At 68.3% G+C, this 281-nt stretch carries 1 pseudogene; it reads right to left on the bottom strand.

The window, feature by feature from the left end:
• A pseudogene (locus Y887_RS17465) lies at nt 1-281 on the bottom strand (endoglucanase); the annotation flags it as partial.

Raw genomic sequence — 281 nt, 5'->3', positions numbered from 1 at the left:
GCCGGTGACCGGTACCGTCACCGACCAGGTGCCGCTGCCGGTCCCGGTGTTGGTGACCTGCACGCGGTTGCACGAGCCGCCGTTCCAGCTGCTGTCCACGATGACCTTGGTGCTGAAGGTGCCGGTGCCAGGAGTCGGAGTAGGCGTCGGTGTCGGCGTGGGAGTTGGAGTAGGCGTCGGAGTCGGAGTCGGCGTGGTGCTGCTCACCGTGCCCCACAGGGTGCGCAGCAGGGTCATCTTGTCCTGACGCACGGTGGTCCAGTCGTCGCGCAGGATGCCGC

It is taken from the genome of Xanthomonas pisi DSM 18956 (assembly GCF_001010415.1).
GTDB lineage: Bacteria > Pseudomonadota > Gammaproteobacteria > Xanthomonadales > Xanthomonadaceae > Xanthomonas > Xanthomonas pisi.
The sequence above is the reverse complement of the archived record's forward strand: the minus strand, read 5'-3'. Positions and strand labels throughout refer to the sequence as shown.